The organism is Bacillus sp. LM 4-2, from assembly GCF_000978495.1.
Taxonomy (GTDB): domain Bacteria; phylum Bacillota; class Bacilli; order Bacillales; family Bacillaceae; genus Bacillus; species Bacillus subtilis.
This window is the reverse complement of the sequence record NZ_CP011101.1, coordinates 983660-1001860: the sequence shown is the minus strand read 5'-3', so window position 1 is coordinate 1001860 and position 18201 is coordinate 983660. Positions and strand designations below refer to the sequence as shown.

Below are 18201 nucleotides of genomic sequence, written 5' to 3'. Positions count from 1 at the left end.
TTCCTTTCCAGCCTATATTATCTCTTATTTTTGTCTTCATTTCTATAGATTCATTTGCGAAGAACAGAAAAGAGAGCGGCCTGTATGGACGCTCTCTTTATCAAAAGGTTATTGATTTAATTTTGAATGCTTTCTTGAATACAGAAAATAGATTACCAAGCCGATTAACAGCCACACTAGGAAGCGGACAATCGTCACCCATCCCAGATTTAAAATCAAGAACAGGCAGAACAGAATCGCCAGGCCTGGGATCACGGGAACTCCCGGGCATTTAAAAGCTCTCGGAAGATCAGGCTGTTTCTTTCTCAAAACGATAACTGCCACAGAAATCAGGACAAATGCCGACAACGTCCCGATGTTTACCAGCTTTGCAAGTTCATCCAGCGGAACAAGTGAGCCGAGAAGCGCCGACATCGTTCCGAAAAACCAAGTGGCTACATAAGGTGTTTTGTGCTTTGGATGCACTTTAGAAAGTGAACCCGGCACAAGTCCGTCACGCGACATGGCAAACATGACGCGGGTCTGCCCGTAAAGCATCACGAGCATAACTGTTGTCATTCCCAGCACGGCGCCAATATCAATGATGCCTGCCACCCAATTTTGCCCTGCGCTTTGAAGAACAAGAGAAACCGGATGATCCACACCCGCAAATTGAGCAAACGGGATAACCCCAGTCATGATGGCTGATACGGTGACATATAAAATCGTGCAGACCAGTAAAGAGAAAATAATGCCTTTAGGCAGATCCTTCGCGGGATTTTTCGTTTCTTCCGCAGCAGAGGATACAGCGTCAAATCCGATAAAAGCAAAGAATACGAGCGCCGCTGCACTGAATACGCCGCCAAAGCCCATTGGCATAAACGGCTGCCAGTTGTGCGGCTTCACGTAAACGGCTGCCACCGCGATAAACAGCAGAACAACCAGTATCTTCAAGATAACCATGATATTGTTGACTCTTTTTGATTCTTTGATGCCTAAATAAAGCAAATATGTGATCGCCATTACAATGACGAATGCAGGAAGATTAAACAGGGTAAAGGTGCCTTTCACTGCGCCCGGTGCCGCTGTTAAAGCAACCGGAAGATGAATGCCAAGCCCTGATAAAAACGATTGGAAATAACCAGACCAGCCGACCGACACTGCACTTACCGCCAGCATGTATTCTAAAATTAAATCCCACCCGATAATAAAGGCCATAAGCTCTCCCAATGTCGCATAAGTGAATGTATACACCGAACCTGAAACAGGCACACTTGACGCAAATTCCGCGTAAGACAGGGCGGCGAATAAACAAGCCAACGCCGCCACAACAAATGAAATCGTCAGCCCGGGACCGGCCGTGACTGCGCCTGTTCCCGTCAGAACAAAAATCCCTGTGCCAATAATGGCGCCGATTCCAAGCAACGTTAAATCAAATGCCCCTAATTCTCTTTTTAAAGACTTTTCCCCGCTCGTCGCAGCGATTAAATCCTGAATGCTTTTCTTCCTAAAAACGCTCCCTTTCATTCCCCTTCAACTCCCGATCATCTATTTTTATATATTTTATTTGAATTTTCTGAATTCATGAGTAACAATGGTCATTTTTCTTTTTTTCTACTATATTTGTACTGGTCGCGAATCATTCCTTTCTCCTACTCAATATTATATATAAAATTGCAAAAATGAAAACAAAATTGTTAGAAAAATCGACAAATTTTTTATTTTGAAATTTTTCACCACACAAAAAAACCAGCTCTTGAGCTGGTTTTTCGTTGATTACGTTGAAATAAAACGGCCGCCATTCACATGAATGGTCTGCCCTGTCATATAGGAAGATTCGTCAGACGCCAGCAGAACATAGGCGCCTGCATGCTCAACCGGCTGTCCCGGTCTTCCCATTGGGGTATCCAAGCCGTGCTGTTTCACTTTTTCCTCAGGGAATGTCGCCGGAATAAGCGGTGTCCAAATCGGACCAGGCGCCACCGCATTCACTCTGATGCCTTTATCTGCAAGCGACTTCGCCATGGAACGCGTAAAGGAGACAATCGCACCCTTTGTGCTGGAATAATCAATTAACGCCGTATCCCCTTCATAAGCGGTAATCGATGTCGTATTAATAATGGCACTCCCCTCTTGCAGATGTGGCACAGCTTTCTTCGTCATATGAAACATGGAAAAAATATTTGTGCGAAAGGTTTTTTCCAGCTGCTCTGTTGAAATATTGAGAATACTGTCCTGCGGATGCTGTTCAGCGGCATTGTTCACTAAGATATCGAGTTTACCAAAATAGTTCACTGTTTGCTGCACAGCTTGTTCACAATGGTTCTCGTCCCCGACATCTCCCGGGATAAGCAGGCAGCGGACATTCTCCTTTTCGATCCGTTTACGTGTTTCCTCTGCGTCCGAATGCTCGTCTAAGTATAGAATGGAGATATCAGCTCCCTCTTTAGCAAAGGCAATAGCTGCTGCTCTCCCTATTCCGCTGTCGCCTCCAGTAATGATCGCGACTTTTCCTTTCAGTTTTCCGCTTCCTCGATAATCCTCGTCCTCTGACAGCGGCAGCGGATTCATTTTTGACTCAATACCCGGCTGTCTGTCCTGATGCTGCGGTTCTTGTCCTTCTGTTTGTCTGTCCATTGGGTTCACATTCATCACTCCTAGACATGTGGTTGATACTGAACGTTACCACACGACAGAAATGACTAAACGCCAAAATATGTTATGAAAGAACTTCCTCGGGAATGGCACCGGTATATTGCGCTGACGGGCGGAAAATCATGTTGTTTTCTGCCTGTTCCAGTACATGGGCGCACCACCCTACCATTCGGCTTGCTGAAAAGGTCGGAGTAAACAATTCATCGTCAAAATCGATGGCCTTCATCACTGCAGCCGCGTAAAATTCAACATTTGTGTATAGCTTTCGTCCCGGTTTGTAGATTTCAAGCAAACGAATCGCTTCTGCTTCTACATGCAGCGCAAGATCAAGATCACGGTCATTGCCGGCCACCTCTTCTGCTTTCTGTCTCAAAGCTTCTGCCCGCGGGTCTTTTGTTTTGTACACCCTGTGGCCGAATCCCATCAAGCGCTCTCCTTTTTCGAGTTTTTCTTTCAGATATGCTTCAGCATGTTCCTTTTCTCCAATGTCTTCAAGCATTTTTGTCACCGCAGAAGGAGCGCCTCCGTGCAGCGGACCTTTCATCGTGCCGAGAGCAGCCGTGACGGCTGACACTAAATCACTCTCTGTTGATAACGTGACTCGTGCCGAAAAAGTGGATGCGTTCATGCCGTGCTCCATGGCCAGAATCATATAGGTTTCAAGCGCTTTCTTTTTTGCCTCTGAAGGCTGTTCGCCTGTGAGCATATAATAGTAGTTTTCGACATGTCCGTACTGGGAAGAAGGTGCAATTGCTTGTTCACCGCGCGTCCATCTTTTTCTGTATGCAATGATGGAAGGCGTGATTGCAATCAGCCGGATTGCTTCTTCTGTTTTCGGATGGAATGTGTACGTATTTTCCCCCAATGCTGAAACAACCGTTCTCAGCACCGACATATCGTCCATGTTGTTTGGCAGTGATTGAATCAAGCGCTCAATATGTTCCGGAAGATTCCGTTCCGCAGCCAGCTTATCTTTAAATACCTGCAATTCTTCAGTTGAAGGCAGTTTCCCAAATAAAATCAAATAAGCTGCTTCTTCAAAGCTGTGATTCAGTGCGATGTCTTTTGCATGATGTCCTCTGTAAATCAGACGCCCTTTTTCACCATCAATATGGCTGATGGATGTTTCCACACATGTAATTCCCTTTAATCCGTAATGTACCATTTGTATTCCCCCTATCCTTTTCTGTTATTATAGTAAATATAATATTTAAAAAATAATGAATATTTTAAAGGGAATTAATTAAAAATATTAATCAGAGGGAGAATAGAAATGGATTTCAAATGGCTTCACACCTTTGTGACCGCTGCAAAATATGAAAACTTCCGAAAAACGGCGGAAACGCTTTTCTTATCTCAGCCTACTGTGACCGTACATATCAAGCAATTAGAAAAAGAAATCAGCTGCAAGCTGTTCGAGCGTAAAGGCAGGCAAATCCAGCTGACTGATGAAGGCAGGGCGTATTTGCCGTATGCGCTCAGGCTTCTTGATGATTATGAAAACAGCATGGCAGAGCTTCACAGAGTGAGACAAGGCTACTCTCAAACCTTACAGCTCGCGGTTTCTCCGCTTATTGCAGATACTGTGCTTCCTTCTGTCATGAAGCGGTACACAGCAATGAATACGGAAACAGAAATGGCGGTTACGATTTTCGAATCAGCGGAAATCGCGTCACTGATTAAAGCCGGGGAAGCAGATATCGGACTAAGCTGTTTAAAGGTACAGTCTTCTTCTTTAAGCTGCCACTGCTTATACAAAGACCCTGTCGTCCTTGTTGCCCCGCCCGATAAGCGTTTCATAGAAGACAACGAAATTGATGCCAAAGAGGTGCTCGAACAATACCTGCTTTTGACCCACAATCATCCTGATTACTGGGACGACTTGCTCCGTCCAGTCAGAATGACTTTTCCATTTGTGAGAACAATGAAGGTCACTCAAACACATATAACGAAACGGTTTATCAAGGAAGGACTCGGAGTTTCATTTCTGCCTTTATCTACAGTAAAGCGTGAATTAGCAGAGAAACAGATGATCAGAATTCCTTATCAGTCTGTACAGCTACCCTATGCCGGCGCTTACGCGATTGCCCTTTATGAAAATAAGAAAGAAAAAAAATTCTTGGATTTTTTATCACATTTTCATTTTTAGGAGCAACCAAAACGCCTGTGCTCCGTCTAATGAAAAAAACCCGTTCCAATGAACGGGTTTTCTCTAAAAATTAGAATCTTTTCGCACCGAGGTAACGAGGCTTCCAGTAGCTGTTGTTCAGGCTGCTGATTTGTACGCCGTCAGATCCTGCATGAATGAAACTGTTGTTTCCAATGTAAATCCCCATATGAGAAGGGCCGGATTTATATGTTGTGAAGAAGACGAAATCACCAACAGACGGGCTGGCAATGCTCTTCATAGAACTCCAGTATCCTGCAGTGCTTGTTCTGCCCACACTTGTTTGTTTATTCAGTACGTACCAAATGAATCCGCTGCAGTCAAAGCCGGAAGTTGTCGTTCCGCCCCATTTGTATGGCGTTCCGACTAACGCTTTTGCATCAGAAACCAGCTTGCTCACATTAAGTGATGTAGATGACGTTTTGCTGCTTGAAGATGATGAAGATGAAGCAGGTTTTGAGCTGCTTGTGCTTGTTCCTTTCACCTTCAATACTTGGTTGACATAGATTACATCTGATTTTAAGCCGTTTAAGCTTTTTAATTTGCTAACCGTAGTGCCGTATTTGCTCGCAATTTTAGAAAGGCTGTCTCCGCTCTTCACTTTATAAGTAGAAGTGGAAGACGATGACACTTTTGATGAGCTGGAGCTGCTTGAACTAGTTGAACCTTTCAGTTTCAGGACTTGTCCAACACGAAGCAAATCTGATTTTAAGCCATTCAGCTTCTTCAGTTCATTGATTGTCATGCCGTATTTTTTTGAAATTTTCCAAAGGCTGTCCCCGCTCTTTACTTTGTATGTAGAAGAAGAGGAAGAAGAACTGCTGCTTTTTGAACTTGTAGATTTGCCGTTAATCGATAAAGTTTGTCCCACATAAATAATGTCTGAACGAAGGTGGTTCTCTGATTTAATTTTACTGATCGTTGTGTCGTATTTTCTTGAAAGATCCCATAACGTGTCGCCTTTTTTCACCTTAATGCTTTGTGCAGATGCCGCTCCTGCAAATAACGTCGATCCTAAAACAACTGCTGTCGTAGCTGTAATGATTTGCTTTTTCATATTTTCCTCCCCAAATGTTAACTCTCTATATATGTATCTCTTTTTTTAATTAATCTTATTGATTTCTATTATAAGGATAGATTCCCATCAGAAATAGTCTTGACTTCATGTGACAAATTTCTTAATTATTCGTTCTAAAAAAAAGTTTTTAAGGGTATTAAATATTTCATTTTCGTTGCAAAGGTGACAAAAAACGAGTGCTTTTGTCATGTTTTATGGGATGTTTTTCAACATAAAGGAAATAAATGAAAAACTTTCGGGGTCGGCTCACATATCTGAAAAATGAGTGATAAAGAATATTCGAGGAGAGCTGCGGTTATCCGCAGTTTTTTTATTTAAACAAACATATCATGCAAAGACAGAGAGGTAAAGATTTTTCTGAAAAATGAATGCTTTACATCAAATAAGGCAAGATAACGAAAAGCGTTTTTTCATTTCCTTACAAGGCTTTACTTATTGTTTACATGATCAACAGCCGCATTTAACAAAATTTCCCTAACATGATAAACGGAATACATTAAAGGAGGCATGAAAAAAATGAGTTTGTTTCAAAATATGAAATCAAAACTTCTGCCAATCGCCGCTGTTTCTGTCCTTACAGCTGGAGTCTTTGCCGGAGCTGAGCTGCAGCAAACAGAAAAGGCCAGCGCCAAAAAACAAGACAAAGCTGAGATCAGAAATGTCATTGTGATGATAGGCGACGGCATGGGGACGCCTTACATAAGAGCCTACCGTTCCATGAAAAATAACGGTGACACACCGAATAACCCGAAGTTAACAGAATTTGACCGGAACCTGACAGGCATGATGATGACGCATCCGGATGACCCTGACTATAATATTACAGATTCAGCAGCAGCCGGAACAGCATTAGCAACAGGCGTTAAGACATATAACAATGCAATTGGCGTCGATAAAAACGGAAAAAAAGTGAAATCTGTACTTGAAGAGGCCAAACAGCAAGGCAAGTCAACAGGGCTTGTCGCTACGTCTGAAATTAACCACGCCACTCCAGCCGCATATGGCGCCCACAATGAATCACGGAAAAACATGGACCAAATCGCCAACAGCTATATGGATGACAAAATAAAAGGCAAACTTAAAATAGACGTGCTGCTCGGCGGCGGAAAATCGTATTTTAACCGCAAGGACAGAAACTTGACAAAGGAATTCAAACAAGCCGGCTACAGCTATGTGACAACGAAACAAGCATTGAAGAAAAATAAAGATCAGCAGGTGCTCGGGCTTTTCGCAGAGGGAGGGCTTGCTAAGGCGCTCGACCGTGACAGCAAAACACCGTCTCTCAAAGACATGACGGTTTCAGCAATTGATCGCCTGAACCAAAATAAAAAAGGATTTTTCTTGATGGTCGAAGGGAGCCAGATTGACTGGGCGGCCCATGACAATGATACAGTAGGAGCCATGAGCGAGGTTAAAGATTTTGAACAGGCCTATAAAGCCGCGATTGAATTTGCGAAAAAAGACAAACATACACTTGTGATTGCAACTGCTGACCATACAACCGGCGGCTTTACCATTGGCGCAAACGGGGAAAAGAATTGGCACGCAGAACCGATTCTCTCCGCTAAGAAAACACCTGAATTCATGGCCAAAAAAATCAGTGAAGGCAAGCCGGTTAAAGATGTACTCGCCCGCTATGGCAATCTGAAAGTCACATCTGAAGAAATCAAAAGCGTTGAAGCAGCTGCACAGGCTGACAAAAGCAAAGGGGCCTACAAAGCCATCATCAAGATTTTTAATACTCGCTCCAACAGCGGATGGACGAGTACCGATCATACCGGCGAAGAAGTACCGGTATACGCGTACGGCCCCGGAAAAGAAAAATTCCGCGGATTGATTAACAATACGGACCAGGCAAACATCATATTTAAGATTTTAAAAACTGGAAAATAAAAAGGATGCATAACGCTGCATCCTCTTTTTTATAAATATCTGCGGTGAACACCTTTTCCGTCGTACGAAAACATGACTTCCTTATCCTCAAGCACAGACTCAATGTGCACGCTTCTTCCCCAAAGCTGGAATAAATAAGGGAGCACTTTCTCCAAATATTTCAAATCTAACTCTATTCCTTCATACCAATGCTTAATATAGAGCTCGTTATTTTTCATATAATCGCCATCGTTTACTGTCAAATATGGAAAACCGCCATTTACCCGCATGCTTACGAGCTGGTCGCGCACCGACTTCCACTGTTTATCGATGATTTTATAATCTCGGCCCTGTTTTTGAAACAAATAAAGATCCTCGCGCATGACTAATTCTTTGGTTAAATAATTGCGGATGAAAGAGATATCGGATTCAATCTCCCTGACCTCAAACATTTTCTCCCGGCCGGAGTCAGGCTGCACGCCCATTTTCTTCATTTCCTCCGTCGGGTTGTTGTACCTCTCCTCAATGTCTTCAAATATTTTTAGCCCTAAATAATAAGGATTAATGCCTGTTTTGGACGGCTGAACGACACCTGCATTCAGCTTGGCGAACTCGATCGCTTCATCAGAGGTTAAATCAAGCTCACGTATAATTCGCTGGTGCCAATAGGAAGCCCAGCCCTCATTCATAATCTTGGTTTCCAGCTGAGGCCAGAAATAAAGCATTTCCTCTCTCATCATCGTTAATATATCACGCTGCCATGGCTCCAGCTCCCGGGAATGCTCCTCGATAAAAAGCAGGATATCTTTTTCAGGCCGCGGCGGGAACGGTTTTTTCGATTTTTTCACTTGTTTTTTCGGTTTCTTTTCATCCAATGACCATAGATCATCGTAAGGCGTGGCTGCCTCTTCAATCTCCTCTTCCTCATCATCCACACTCCATTGGAGCTTTGGTCGGACCAACGACGGATCGATATGCTCCTGAATCGAAAGGATTGCATCTAAAAAAGATTCGACTTCTTTTATCCCGTGAACCTGTTCATAGTGTTTTATCCGTTCAGCTGTTGCCGCCATGCTTTCCACCATATCGCGCTTCGTGTTTTGGAAACGGCAGTTGTTTTTGAAGAAATCGCAATGGGCAAGAACGTGTGCGACAATCAATTTATTTTGGATCAGTGAGTTGCTGTCCAGCAAAAAAGCGTAGCATGGATCTGAGTTAATGACCAGCTCATAGATCTTACTTAACCCTAGATCATAGTGCAGCTTCATCTTGTGAAACTGCTTGCCGAAGCTCCAGTGGCTGAATCTTGTCGGCATCCCGTACGCGCCAAATGTATAAATAATTTCAGCCGGGCAGATTTCATATCTCATCGGGTAGAAATCAAGGCCGAATCCTTTTGCAATTTCGGTAATTTCCTCAATTGCCCGCTGTAATCCCTTCTTCTCCTCCGCGTTCAACCGAATCCCCCCTACTTGGACTTATCTATAATGTATGAGCCCGCCAGACAAAAGATGATAGTCTCACTCGGGCAAGAAAAAATTCCCCCGGCACATTCATCTGTTTGCTTATTGGATAAGTGGGTAAACACACACCATACTACGAAAAAGGAGCGATACCAATTGAATGTAGCAGACGTGCTTTCTTCTTATCTCAGTAAGCTGCCAAACGTAATCATTGCTTTACTCGTCTTATTAATCGGCTGGGCTATTGCTAAAATCATTGAAAAAGCGGTATACAAAGGACTCAGCAAAACAAAAATCGACGACAAGCTCTTTGCTGGGAAAAAGCCTTCACGCTATTCCTCGGAAAAAGTCATAAGCAAGGTCGTTTATTTTATCGCACTGATCATCGTCTTTATTTTATTCTTTAACATTTTGCACCTGACAACAGTGGCATCGCCGTTTGTCAGTATGCTTTCGGCGATTGCAGCCGCGATCCCAAGCGTGCTGAAAGCTGGACTCATTCTGCTGTTAGGATGGGCTGCAGCCTCTGTTTTGAGCTTCCTTGTCAAAAAAATCGGGATGAAGCTGAACACGAGTGACAAACTGCGCAAGTGGAATTTGGTGTCTGAAGGAAAAGATATTCACCAGGCTGTCAATACCGCTTCACAAATTGTCTTTTATCTCGTGCTGCTTGTTTTTCTGCCAGGGGTCTTATCTTCTTTGAAAATCAGCGGCATTTCAGGTCCTTTTACAAATATGATGGAAAGCGTGCTCGCTTTTCTGCCGAAATTATTTGCAGCGGCGCTTATCGTATTAATCGGCTGGCTTGTTGCCCGCCTTGTCCGTGATATCATTACGAATTTCCTTGCAAGCATCGGCACGGAAAGATTCGCGGCACGTATGGGTTTATCAATTTACTTAAAAGACACAAGCCTTTCAGCAGTCATCGGAACAATCGCTTATGTGCTCATTATGATTCCGGTGGTCATTTCAGCGCTTGATCAGCTGGATGTCGCCGGCATTTCAAAACCAGCTGTCTCTATGCTGAATACGATTTTAAACATGCTTCCGAACATCATGATTGCCATCGTGCTTGTATTAGCGGGTATCTGGGCAGGAAAATGGGTGAAATCCATGGTGTCCGGACTGCTCCATCGCGCAGGCTTTGATTCTGTCTTAGGGAAAATGGGCATGGAAGCCGGAACGCCTGCAAAGCTGTCCTTGTCTCAAGTTGTCGGTATGATTGCGCAAATCATTGTCATTCTGCTCTTTACAGCTGAGGCGCTTCAAATTGTTCGGCTGCACTTCCTCGTAGAAATTGCCACTGGCATCATCGCGTATCTACCGAATGTCCTTGTCGCAGTATTCATTCTCGGACTCGGCCTTTACGCAGGAGAATTGGTGAGAAAAGTGCTCTCAAGCATGATAAAAGGCCAAGAATTCAAGTCTTTAGCGCCTATTGCTAAATATACGATTATCGCACTTGCTTTCTTTATGGCCCTGGATCAGCTTGGTGTCGCTGCGACAATCGTCAATTCCGCGTTTATCATCGTTCTTAGCGGCTTCGCACTCGCTTTCGGTTTATCCTTCGGCCTTGGCGGTAAGGATTTTGCATCACGTTATCTGTCTACATTTGAACGCAAAATGCAAAACACAGAAATCGAAAAAAACCGAAAAAACCAAAATCCGCCGAATGACATGTAAGCAAAAAACATGCACCCAGCTGGGTGCATGTTTTTTTAATTCCTTTTTTTTCATTTTTCAATCGATTATGATAAGATATAGAAAATGTCTTATTCTGAGGTCTTATTATGAAGTTAACCAATTATACAGATTATTCATTAAGAGTGTTGATTTTTCTGGCTGCAGAGCGTCCCGGAGAACTTTCAAATATAAAACAGATTGCCGAAACGTATTCTATTTCAAAAAATCATCTCATGAAAGTCATATACAGGCTCGGCCAGCTCGGCTACGTAGAAACGATACGCGGACGGGGCGGCGGCATACGATTAGGCATGGAACCTGAAGACATCAACATCGGTGAGGTTGTCAGAAAAACGGAAGACGATTTTAATATTGTTGAATGTTTTGATGCGAACAAGAATCTCTGTGTTATTTCCCCGGTTTGCGGCTTAAAACATGTGCTGAATGAAGCTCTTTTAGCCTACCTCGCAGTTTTAGACAAATACACACTGCGCGACCTCGTCAAAAACAAAGAAGATATCATGAAGCTTTTAAAAATGAAGGAATAGATTAAGATTCCTTCTTTTTTTATGCCCTTTTTCCCCCTTATTGTTAAGATAATTTGGCTATTTTTATAAAAAGGCAAAACGATGAGACAAATGTGCCGATATAAAAAAGAAACAGCAAATGCAAAATCATTGGGGGAAAAAGGAGAGCTAAGATGAAAAAGAAATTAGCAGCAGGGCTGACAGCATCTGCGATTGTCGGCACAACTTTAGTAGTGACACCAGCTGAAGCAGCAACGATTAAGGTCAAAAGCGGAGATTCTTTATGGAAACTGGCCCAAACCTATAACACAAGTGTGGCGGCCCTCACATCCGCCAATCATCTTTCGACTACTGTTCTGTCGATCGGCCAGACGCTTACTATTCCAGGCAGCAAATCCAGCACTTCTTCATCTACTTCAAGCTCAACAACCAAGAAGAGCGGAAGTTCTGTTTACACAGTGAAAAGCGGAGATTCACTTTGGCTGATCGCAAATGAGTTTAAAATGACCGTGCAGGAACTGAAAAAATTAAACGGACTAAGCAGCGATTTAATTCGTGCTGGGCAGAAATTAAAGGTGTCCGGTACAGTTTCTTCAAGCTCTAGTTCCAGTAAAAAAAGCAACTCTAATAAGAGTTCAAGCTCCAGTTCAAAAAACAGTTCTAATAAGAGTTCAAGTTCTTCATCTTCTACGGGAACATATAAGGTGCAGCTTGGAGATTCACTTTGGAAAATTGCAAACAAAGTCAATATGTCCATCGCTGAATTGAAGGTCTTGAACAACTTAAAATCAGACACCATTTACGTGAATCAGGTGTTGAAAACAAAATCAAGCGGCTCTGATACGTCTTCTAAAGACAATTCATCCAAATCGAACCAAACTTCAGCAACAACTAAATATACCGTTAAAAGCGGTGATTCACTTTGGAAAATCGCAAACAACTATAACCTGACTGTACAGCAAATCCGAAATATCAACAATCTGAAATCAGATGTGCTTTACGTTGGACAAGTATTGAAGCTGACAGGTAAAGCATCTTCAGGCTCTTCATCATCGTCGTCTTCTTCGTCAAATGCAAGCTCAGGCACGACGACTACATACACAGTGAAAAGCGGTGATTCCTTGTGGGTGATTGCTCAAAAATTTAAAGTAACAGCTCAGCAGATTCGTGAGAAAAACAATTTAAAAACGGATGTCTTGCAGGTTGGCCAAAAGCTGGTCATTTCCGGAAAAGCTTCATCATCGTCTTCATCCGGTTCTTCAAACAACACCAGCTCAACGAGTGCGAAGATTAACACAATGATTTCGGCCGCTAAAGCGCAGCTTGGGGTTCCGTATCGCTGGGGAGGCACGACACCGTCCGGGTTTGACTGCAGCGGATTCATTTACTATGTACTGAACAAAGTCACATCCGTATCTAGATTAACGGCAGCGGGATATTGGAACACAATGAAATCAGTTAGCCAGCCTGCTGTCGGAGATTTTGTTTTCTTTACAACATATAAAGCCGGCCCTTCCCACGTCGGAATTTACCTAGGCAACGGGGAATTCATAAATGCCAACGATTCCGGAGTTGTCATTTCCAATATGAACAACTCTTACTGGAAACAGCGCTATCTCGGTGCAAAACGATATTTCTAAAAATAGAAACTGTGCGGCCTTAACGGCTGTACAGTTTTTTATTAGAGCCTAAAGACGTTGATGCTGATCATATGATTTGTCACCGGATGAAAATAGACTTCGGCCCGAACAGAAAAAGTGTCATCTTTCTGTCTGACTGTCACCCGAAAGACATCTTTCGTCTGCTGATCATTCACCTCTGTACGCCCCATATAAGCATAATCAGAAAATGAAGCGCCCTTATATTCATCCTGAATTTTGCTCCAGGCAAGCTGTTCCCACTTTTGAACGGACTCGTCTGTGTCCGTTGAATGACCTTTTGCAGCCATTGACACGATAATCAATCCGCAAAAAAGAAGCGCGATGGTATACGGCAGGGATTTCATTTTTTCAGTCTCCTGTACCCAGAATATGTTCCCTCATAGGTTTACCAAAAGCGATATCTTCATTCAGGCATTTTGATTTTATGTCTCCCTCATATTGCTACCCCTTTACTGACGCAGACGGCAAGTTTTGCCCCGTCAATAACAGAGGATGCGGCATAAACTAATCATGAACTTCTCACCCAAGAAAGGAGAAGCGATTCATGGATTATGCCGATTACGATAAAGCGCTTTATTACACCCATCGTTCTCAATGGGATAATTTATTAATTTTAATGGTGCGTACAGAGGACGATTTGTTATCAAAACGAATTGAGCATTTTCTGCATGCGTATCATTTTGAACAGGATTACGCCGTTTTAGAAAAGATGCTGTATTCCCTTCTCCGATATATTGATCATGCCACAGAGCTGACTTATGAAGATCAAATAGCCCTTCTCACATAAACAAATCCCGGCGTTTAGACGCCGGGATTTCCTGCTTTTGCGAACATGCTGAGTTCTTCGACAAGCTCTTTTATGCTTTCCTTAATGTTTTCAGCCACTGTAGCATTTTCAACATCAATATGCACCGGATCAAGCACCAGCTGCTTCGGAATGACATTGGCGTAGACACCCCGCATCACAGTTCTCATATTGTTCAGCGCATTGATGCCGCCTTTTCCGCCTCCCGCTACTGCCAATAATGCAACGGGCTTATATTTGAATTGTTCGCTGCTTAGAAAATCCAAGGCATTTTTTAAAGCGCCGCTCATGCCGCTGTGATATTCAGGCGATAATAATACAATCGCATCCGCTTTCGTAACGCGTTGCTTAAGCTCCTGTACTTTCAACAGTTCAGATTGTTCCGCTTCACCGTTAAAAACGGGCAATACAAACTCGCTTAGATCAATCAAATCCGTGTGATACAGAGCTGCAATATAGGATGCTGCAATTCTTGTTCTGCCATGTTTTCTTGGCGTGCCATTTATGACTAACATGTTCATTTTGAGATCTCTCCATTCAGGTTATATTTCACTGCGAAAAGCGCTGCTTGCGTGCGATCGGCCACTTCAAGTTTTGCTAAAAGATTCGATACATGGGTTTTTACTGTTTTTTCTGAAATAAACAAGGCTGCTGCGATTTCTTTATTGCTTTTCCCGTTCGCTATTTCAGTCAGAACGTCTTTTTCCCTTCTAGTTAATTGATAGTATTTTTCTTTTTCCGGGTCGTGCTGATTTTTCATATGTGTCAGCACATGGGGCATAATAGCTGTAGAAAGCTTGTATTCGCCACCATGCACTTGTCTTAGTGTTTTCACCAATTCCTCGGGCTCCGTATCCTTTAATTGATACGCCTTCGCGCCTGCCTGAAGCGCGGGGATGACGTGCTCCTGATCAGAGTAGCTCGTCAGCACAATGATATTCGTCTCCGGAAATTGCTGTATTGCTTTTTTAATGGCTTGAATGCCGTCCATCTCGGGCATAGACAGATCCATTAGCACAAGATCCGGCTTTGTCTCTTCGATAACACGGAGAGCTTCTAATCCAGTTGCAGCTTCTCCGACGACTTCAATATCATCCTGGGTGGCAAAGAAAAAACGCAGACCCTTTCTGACAACATGATGATCATCAGCAATGACAATTTTCATACCGCCCCTCCTTTTCGGCTTGTTAGCGGAAGCCTGATGGACAGCTTTGTTCCAGTTCCAAGCGCTGACTCAATCCAAAACTTAGCTCCGGCTTTTTCCGCTCGTTCTTTCATACCCTTGATGCCAAGTGAAGGCAGACCGGTATGCGCTTCATAGCGAAATCCTGCCCCATGATCGATGATATCCAGCTCCGCATGGCCCAAAGAAGCAGTCAGACTAACATACGCCGTATCCGTTCCGGCATGCTTTTTGCAGTTATTTAAAGCTTCCTGTACGACACGCCATAACATATGCTCCTGCTCATCAGTCAGAACAGGACTGCCTTTTTGTGTAAAAATGATCTTCAATCCAATGAGCGCACCATAGCTTTTAATGGCTTCAGCCAGCCCTTTTTCCAATCCTCCGGGGCGAAGCTGCCAAATTAACGCTTTCATTTCTGCGAGCGCGTCCTGTGATAGGTTTTGGATGAAATCAATCATCTGCTGTAAATTCTCATCTTTTGTTAGTGTCTTCGCAGCTTTGGCAGTTAAACTGACGGAAAACAGCATTTGATTGACAGAATCGTGAAGCTCCTGAGCGAGTCGGTTACGCTCCATTAAAAGAGCATTTTTTTGTTGATATTCAGAAAGCCTCATACGCTGGATTGCCGTTCCGATCTGAAAGGCGACAGACTCGAGTAAATGCAGCTCTTCCTCATCAAACATGGTTTTTCCGGCCGCCGCTACATTTAACAATCCGAATCTTCTGTCCCCGTCTTCTAAGGGCACAGTTGCATGATGCGTAATCCCTTCTGTGTCAAAACAATGCAGGTTTTCTGCTGATTCGATGCGTTTGCAGTTCATGATATTTGCAGCCTTTCTAAGCCCTCCGTTATTGAATTTCGTCAGGCAGTAACACTCCCCTTCGCACATCAGCACTTTTTCCTTGCGGCTTAAAGCCGGGGGCAGATAAGCGTCGGCCGCTAACGTATAAGACCCATCTTCTTCGATCAGAAAAATCCATCCGGATTGAAGGTTTGTCAGACTCAGCAACTCTTTTAAAACCTCATCCAGTGTTGCTTTGATATCGTGCCCTTGATTTAAGGTTTCCGCAATCGTTTTCAGCGTTTTTAATTTTTCCATCCTCGTTTTGCTCACGTTTCTCACTCCGGCATTGATCTTGTATTTAAGATTATACCAGTTTTTTGTATTTCATTACTTCACTGATGGGATGATTTTCTTTCAGACTTTTGGATGAGAAAAAGAAAAAGCTGGATCATTTACAATGACCCAGCTCATACTTGAATTATTTTGCAGTCGACTCAACAATTTCATCAACCGTCTTCATTACATCTTCAGAAAGGACGGCAAGTCGCTTTTCACTGTCTTCTAAAGATGACCCTTTTACGGCGAAATAAAATTTCACCTTCGGCTCAGTTCCAGAAGGACGAAGACAGAACCAAGACCCGTCTTCCAGGAAGTATTTCAGTACATTTGATTTTGGCAAGTCGATGGCTTCTTCCTTGTTTTCAGTCAGAAGCGTCCGTTTGCTTACAGCGTAATCTTCTGCTGTGACAACCTGTTTGCCCGCCATTTTCTGCGGCGGATTTTGTCTGAAGGAAGCAAGAATCGCTTCAATTTGCTCTGCTCCTTGTTTGCCTTTCAGCGTCAGGGATTTCAACCCTTCACGATAAAAACCATATTCGTTAAAGAGATTGATGAGCGCCTCATACAATGACATTCCCTGTTTTTTATAGAACGCGCAAACTTCAACTGCCAAAAGCGCAGCCTGAATGGCGTCCTTATCGCGGGCAAAATCCCCGATTAAATAACCGTAGCTCTCTTCATAACCGAATTGGAAGGTATACTGGCCTGATGCCTCGTATTCCTTAATCTTTTCACCGATAAACTTAAAGCCTGTCAGCGTATCAATCGTATCAAGGCCGAATGAAGAAGCTACAGCACGGCCGATTTCGCTTGTGACGATCGTTTTGAGAACAACACCGTTATCAGGCAGGATGCCTTGTTTTTTCTTTTCAGAAAGCAGGTAATGAAGCAGCAGCGCTCCGGTTTGGTTTCCTGTCAGCACTGTATATTTGCCTTGATCGTTTTTCACCGCGATGCCGAGGCGGTCAGCATCAGGATCTGTCGCGATGAGAATATCTGCATTCTGCTCCTCCCCAAGCTTAATGGCATATTCGAATGCCGCATGCTCTTCCGGGTTTGGCGATGTAACAGTGGAGAAGTTTGAATCCGGCAGTTCCTGTTCTTTGACAACCGTTACATTTTTGTAGCCGAGTGCTTCAAGTCCGCGTCTGACCGGTTTATTTGCAGTTCCATGCAGCGGTGTGAAAACAACCTTTACATCTACTTCTTCTGATAATTCAGGATGTACAGAAATGGACGCCAGTTTTTCTGTATAAACTTTATCAATATCTTCACCGATGATTTTGATTAAGCCTTTTTCTTTTAACTTATTTTCTTCGTCCACTGTGATCGTCAGCTCATTTTCAATCGCGTTTACCTGCTCAATGACGATGTCCGCTTCCTTTGGAGGCAGCTGGCCGCCATCATCCCCGTATACTTTGTAGCCGTTATATTCAGGCGGGTTATGGCTTGCCGTTACCACAATTCCCCCATAAGCGTTCAGCTGTCTGACAGCGAATGACAGCTCTGGCGTCGGGCGAAGCTCATCAAACACGTATGTTTGGATGCCTTGTGTCGCAAGTGTTTTTGCCGCTTCCATCGCGAACTCCGGAGATTTATGGCGGGAATCATAAGCAATGACAACGCCCCGTTTTTTCGCTTCCTCACCTTGCTTCGAGATGTATGCCGCAAACCCGGCCGATGCTTTGCGCACAGTGTAAATATTCATCCGATTTGTCCCGGCGCCGATTTCCCCGCGCATTCCGCCGGTACCGAATTCAAGGTCTTTATAGAAACAGTCCTCAAGGGCCTGTTCATCTCCCTCTAATTCAATAAGGCGCTCTTTTAATTCCGGATCTAAATGTTCTGTCTGTTTCCAGCGTTCATAGCTCTTTCTCCAAGTCATATTCGTCCTCCTATGTATCAGCTTATGCCATTATTTTATATGAAGCGGGTGCCTCTGTCACTTGATAACCTGAGATCTGGCCCTTTCCACGTAAAAAGAAATAACGGGCTGCAGAC

The 18201-nt window shown here is 43.5% G+C and carries 16 protein-coding genes; 6 read left to right on the top strand and 10 right to left on the bottom strand.

All coding sequences use genetic code 11. The features are described from left to right. Positions 1-108: 108 nt before the first annotated feature. The 3 genes from bcaP to citA form a co-directional block, all read right to left on the bottom strand. Positions 109-1506 (bottom strand): branched-chain amino acid transporter BcaP, encoded by a 1398-nt coding sequence (bcaP, locus tag bslm_RS05050; RefSeq protein ID WP_003245791.1) that lies wholly within the window; start codon positions 1504-1506, stop codon positions 109-111. Between the two features lie 249 nt (positions 1507-1755). Continuing rightward, entirely contained in the window at positions 1756-2625 is an 870-nt protein-coding gene (locus bslm_RS05045; protein WP_046380882.1) for an SDR family oxidoreductase, read from the bottom strand. 73 nt (positions 2626-2698) lie between these two features. Beyond that, the gene (gene citA / locus bslm_RS05040; protein ID WP_024573277.1) at positions 2699-3799 is read right to left on the bottom strand and encodes a citrate synthase CitA; all 1101 of its coding nucleotides are present in this window, start codon (positions 3797-3799) and stop codon (positions 2699-2701) included. 108 nt (positions 3800-3907) lie between these two features. On the opposite strand from citA, the gene citR reads away from it, so the two are divergent. Beyond that, complete coding sequence (citR, locus tag bslm_RS05035; RefSeq protein ID WP_046160376.1) at positions 3908-4783, top strand: transcriptional regulator CitR; 876 nt, start codon at positions 3908-3910, stop codon at positions 4781-4783. 70 nt (positions 4784-4853) lie between these two features. Here the strand turns inward: citR and lytE are convergent, their stop codons facing one another. Beyond that, on the bottom strand, positions 4854-5858 hold the full coding sequence (lytE, locus tag bslm_RS05030; RefSeq protein WP_003244816.1) for a peptidoglycan endopeptidase LytE: 1005 nt from the start codon (positions 5856-5858) through the stop codon (positions 4854-4856). Positions 5859-6386: 528 nt separating this feature from the next. On the opposite strand from lytE, the gene phoA reads away from it, so the two are divergent. After that, positions 6387-7772 carry an alkaline phosphatase PhoA gene (gene phoA, locus bslm_RS05025; RefSeq protein WP_076457928.1) on the top strand — a complete coding sequence of 462 codons (1386 nt, stop codon included), beginning with the start codon at positions 6387-6389 and terminating at the stop codon, positions 7770-7772. Between the two features lie 29 nt (positions 7773-7801). Here the strand turns inward: phoA and spoVR are convergent, their stop codons facing one another. Further along, positions 7802-9208, bottom strand: a complete 1407-nt coding sequence (gene spoVR, locus bslm_RS05020; protein WP_014479295.1) for a stage V sporulation protein SpoVR — start codon at positions 9206-9208, stop codon at positions 7802-7804. A gap of 162 nt (positions 9209-9370) precedes the next feature. Between spoVR and bslm_RS05015 the strand changes: the two genes are divergently transcribed. The 3 genes from bslm_RS05015 (at position 9371) to lytF (ending at position 13064) form a co-directional block, all read left to right on the top strand. Beyond that, positions 9371-10897 (top strand): mechanosensitive ion channel, encoded by a 1527-nt coding sequence (locus bslm_RS05015; RefSeq protein WP_038829249.1) that lies wholly within the window; start codon positions 9371-9373, stop codon positions 10895-10897. Positions 10898-11004: 107 nt separating this feature from the next. Beyond that, a complete protein-coding gene (gene nsrR, locus bslm_RS05010) occupies positions 11005-11445 on the top strand; it encodes a nitric oxide-sensing transcriptional repressor NsrR (protein ID WP_014479293.1) in 441 nt (146 codons plus the stop codon). A 152-nt stretch (positions 11446-11597) separates the two neighbouring features. Next, entirely contained in the window at positions 11598-13064 is a 1467-nt protein-coding gene (gene lytF, locus bslm_RS05005) for a peptidoglycan endopeptidase LytF (RefSeq protein ID WP_046380880.1), read from the top strand. A gap of 41 nt (positions 13065-13105) precedes the next feature. On the opposite strand, the gene bslm_RS05000 is transcribed toward lytF, so the two are convergent. Then, a complete protein-coding gene (locus tag bslm_RS05000; RefSeq protein ID WP_003233371.1) occupies positions 13106-13429 on the bottom strand; it encodes a YqzG/YhdC family protein in 324 nt (107 codons plus the stop codon). A gap of 200 nt (positions 13430-13629) precedes the next feature. On the opposite strand from bslm_RS05000, the gene bslm_RS04995 reads away from it, so the two are divergent. Then, positions 13630-13872: a YhdB family protein gene (locus bslm_RS04995; RefSeq protein WP_003233373.1), complete on the top strand. Its 243-nt coding sequence runs from the start codon at positions 13630-13632 to the stop codon at positions 13870-13872. A 14-nt stretch (positions 13873-13886) separates the two neighbouring features. Here bslm_RS04995 and yhdA read toward each other — a convergent pair whose 3' ends face one another. The 4 genes from yhdA to pgcA all read right to left on the bottom strand — a co-directional run bounded on the left by yhdA (position 13887) and on the right by pgcA (position 18085). Beyond that, positions 13887-14411, bottom strand: a complete 525-nt coding sequence (gene yhdA, locus bslm_RS04990) for an FMN-dependent NADPH-azoreductase (RefSeq protein WP_003244703.1) — start codon at positions 14409-14411, stop codon at positions 13887-13889. After that, entirely contained in the window at positions 14408-15055 is a 648-nt protein-coding gene (gene yhcZ / locus bslm_RS04985; protein WP_046380879.1) for a two-component system response regulator YhcZ, read from the bottom strand. Before yhcZ ends, yhdA begins: the two co-directional genes overlap by 4 nt. Next, on the bottom strand, positions 15052-16191 hold the full coding sequence (gene yhcY / locus bslm_RS04980; protein ID WP_046380878.1) for a two-component system sensor histidine kinase YhcY: 1140 nt from the start codon (positions 16189-16191) through the stop codon (positions 15052-15054). The genes yhcZ and yhcY overlap by 4 nt, the downstream gene beginning before the upstream one ends. Positions 16192-16339: 148 nt before the next feature. Then, a complete protein-coding gene (gene pgcA, locus bslm_RS04975; RefSeq protein WP_029726344.1) occupies positions 16340-18085 on the bottom strand; it encodes a phospho-sugar mutase in 1746 nt (581 codons plus the stop codon). Positions 18086-18201 lie beyond the last annotated feature (116 nt).